2 protein-coding genes and 1 pseudogene are annotated in these 3,209 nt (G+C 62.7%); 1 reads left to right on the top strand and 2 read right to left on the bottom strand.

The features are described from left to right. Positions 1-309, bottom strand: a pseudogene (locus A37A_RS19875) (transposase); the annotation flags it as partial. Between the two features lie 1,046 nt (positions 310-1,355). On the opposite strand from A37A_RS19875, the gene A37A_RS0102395 reads away from it, so the two are divergent. Then, on the top strand, positions 1,356-2,507 hold the full coding sequence (locus A37A_RS0102395; protein WP_018289948.1) for an NAD-dependent formate dehydrogenase: 1,152 nt from the start codon (positions 1,356-1,358) through the stop codon (positions 2,505-2,507). Here A37A_RS0102395 and A37A_RS15290 read toward each other — a convergent pair. Further along, a partial coding sequence (locus tag A37A_RS15290) for a LysR substrate-binding domain-containing protein (protein ID WP_018289947.1) occupies positions 2,504-3,209 on the bottom strand: 706 nt, incomplete at its 5' end. The two genes, A37A_RS0102395 and A37A_RS15290, sit on opposite strands and share 4 nt — an antisense overlap.

The raw sequence follows: 3,209 nt of genomic DNA, 5'->3' as shown, positions 1-3,209 counted from the left end.
TGTCGTGATCCGGATGGGTGTTCGCACAAAGGTAACGAACCGCCACATCCCGCCACGTCGCCGCCTCGATCCGTCGACTCGAAAAGATTCCGTTGGCGTAGCAATAAATCAAAAACGAGAGCATCATCGCCGGCGGATATTGCGCGTCCCCCGTCCCGCGCACGTTGACTCGAAATCCCCGCAGATCCATCTTCTCCACCGCCTCGATGACAAAATGCACCAAGTCGTGTCTTCCCTCACCCAATCCCGCATGTCCTCGGGCAAAAGCATTGGGGTCATCCGATCCACCATCACAAATCGCTCAGCCATGCCCTCTTTTACCATATTCCAGAGGGAAAAGGAAAGTCCGACAGGCTGCTAGCCGCCATTTCTCGTGCGCCGTGAAAAAGGTGCATCGCCCAGTGGGGAGGGAGTGATCTCCACCCGGCAACGATTGCTCCAGCCGGAAGCACTCGGAGCGGCTACTGGTGGTAACGCCAGCGGTCGAAGCCTCTGGGGGAAAAGGCCCGGGAAGCGGGTCAGCGAGCAAGCAGGCCCTAAGGAAAGTGAACGCTGAACAAAGCCCCGAAACGGGTAATGCGGACGCCGAGCTCGTGAGACAGAAGCGAAGGGCGTTGTCTCCCTGGGAAGGAGAGCAATACGCGCACTGGGGAGAGCCGCCGGGGTATTGGGCGAGGGCATGCGGGCAAAGGACGATGCATCAACACGGGAGGCCCATCTGGCCGGGAGCTCGGGCTGGCCCCGAGCGGACCGACCGCTGCCCTGCGAGGGGCCGAAGCGGGACCAGGTGGGAGTCGGATAGGTCCATACTACCTGTGAGCTCGGAGAAAGTCCGAGGGAGGGAAGGGGCCTTAGTTCAAGGGAAACGTCGGAAGGAGCGAGAACGGAGAGTGGCGGCACGCCTACAACCTCCCTTGCGTGTTCGGAGGCTCCAGAGGACGTTGCAGGAGAAAGCGAAGGCAAGTTCGACCTCATCCCCCTCGGGAGATGTACGCGGAGCTTACCGTGGGCATAATCCTGCACCAACCTTGTCCGGAAGCCGAATGCGGGAAATCCGCCTGTTCGGTTTGATGAGCGGGGAGTGGAAACGGCCGATAGGAAGAGATACTCAGGCACTGTCATACCGAAAGGGGCAGCTCCCGCTATGGCTCTCCTACGTCGCACCGCGCCACTCCTCGACTCCACGGCAAAAGTCTTCCGGAAGGGATTGCCGGCTACCCGGTCTTAACGAAACGCGATCGGACCATAAGAAAGGATTATTTCCATCATCGTTGTTTAAGCGCTTATGCTTTGGGGGAGGCCGTCCCGGATGGGAGAGCGGCCTTTTTCTGAAACGATGATGGAGAGGAAAAGAAATGAAAATCCTGTGTGTTCTCTACGATGATCCGGTGAAGGGGTATCCCCCTGTCTATGCCCGGGAGACGATCCCGATGATCCAGCGTTATCCCGACGGGCAGACGACACCCAGTCCGGAGCGAGTCGATTTCCGGCCGGGCGAGCTCTTGGGCAGCGTCGCAGGAGCGCTCGGGCTGCGGCGGTTTCTCGAGGGAAGCGGTCACACCTTGGTCGTGACCTCGGACAAGGAGGGGCCGAACTCGCGCTTCGAGCAGGAGCTCCCCGATAGCGATGTGGTGATTTCGCAGCCCTTCTGGCCCGCCTACCTGACCCGCGAACGGATTGAGAAGGCGCCAAAGCTCAAGCTGGCGATCACGGCCGGCATCGGCTCCGACCATGTCGACCTGAAGGCGGCGAACGAGCGGAAGATCACGGTGGCGGAGGTCACCTTCAGCAACAGCATCAGCGTCGCCGAGCATGTGGTGATGATGATTCTCTCCCTGGTCCGCAATTATCTGCCTTCCCACGACTGGGCACGGGGCGGGGGCTGGAATATTGCCGACTGCGTGGAGCGGGCCTACGACCTCGAAGGGATGCAGGTGGGAACCGTCGCGGCGGGTCGGATCGGCCTTGCCGTGCTGCGGCGGCTCAAGCCATTCGACGTCGGCCTTCATTACACCGACCGCCATCGGCTACCGTCGCAGATCGAGGCAGAGCTTGGCCTCACCTACCATCCCGACGCGGCATCGATGGTTCCCCACTGCGACGTCGTCACGATCAACTGTCCGCTCCATCCGGAGACCGAGCATCTCTTCAACGACGCGCTCTTGTCCAAGATGAAGCGGGGAACCTATCTGGTCAACACGGCTCGCGCGAAGATCTGTGACCGGGATGCGATCGTCCGGGCCTTGGAGAGCGGCCAACTCGCAGGCTATGCCGGGGACGTCTGGTTCCCACAGCCGGCTCCCAAGGATCATCCCTGGAGGACGATGCCCCATGAGGGGATGACTCCGCACATCTCGGGGACGACTCTCTCGGCCCAGGCGCGCTATGCGGCGGGAGTCCGGGAGATCCTGGAATGCTGGTTCGCCGGGAAGCCGATCCGCAAGGAATACCTGATCACCGAAGGGGGTAGGCTCGCCGGCGTGGGCGCCCAATCGTACAGCGTTTAGCCATCTTCGGGAGCCGGAACGCCGCCGCGGACCCTCGGCTCGGAACTCCGATCGAGCAGATCCAGGAACGCGGCGGCGGCTGCGGAGCGTTTCGCCGGAGGGGGGACGAGGATGGCGAGGCGCCACCACAACCCCTCGGGGGGGTTGATCCGCAGCGCCGCAAGTCCGGCATCCTCCTCCGGCAGCACGCTGGCCGCGACAAAGCCGATCCCTAGTCCTGCTCGGGCGGCTTCGATGACACCTTGAGCGCTGGGCAGTTCGATGTGGATCGGTGGCTTGAGCCGCACCCTGCCGAAGGCTCGCTCGACGGCCCGGCGGACACCCGAGTCGGCCTCTCGCCAGAGCACCTTTTCCCCCTGTAGATGGCAGAGCGACACGCCCTCGGGAAAGTCCTGCGCCAGCTTGCTCTCCCGGCGGGCCACCAGTAGAATCTCTTCCTTGATCCAAGGTTTGCGGATGTAATCCGACCGGGGAAGTTGCTCCAGCGGCTCCTCGACGAAGACCAGGTCGAAATCCTTCGCACGCCCGATGATCTCCCGGGACGACCCGGTCTCCACCTCGATCTGGATGCCCGGGTAACGATCCTGAAAGGCAACCAACGGGCAGGGGAGGTAGTAGCTCCCGATCGTGACGGTCAGGGCGATTCGGAGCCGGCCCTCGACCCGCCGCTGCAGGCGCCGGGCGAAATGGCGGGCCGCCGCG

It is taken from the genome of Verrucomicrobium sp. 3C (assembly GCF_000379365.1).
Lineage (GTDB): Bacteria > Verrucomicrobiota > Verrucomicrobiia > Methylacidiphilales > Methylacidiphilaceae > Methylacidimicrobium.
Note: the sequence above shows the minus strand (reverse complement) of the source record. Positions and strands in the feature narration are given on the sequence as shown.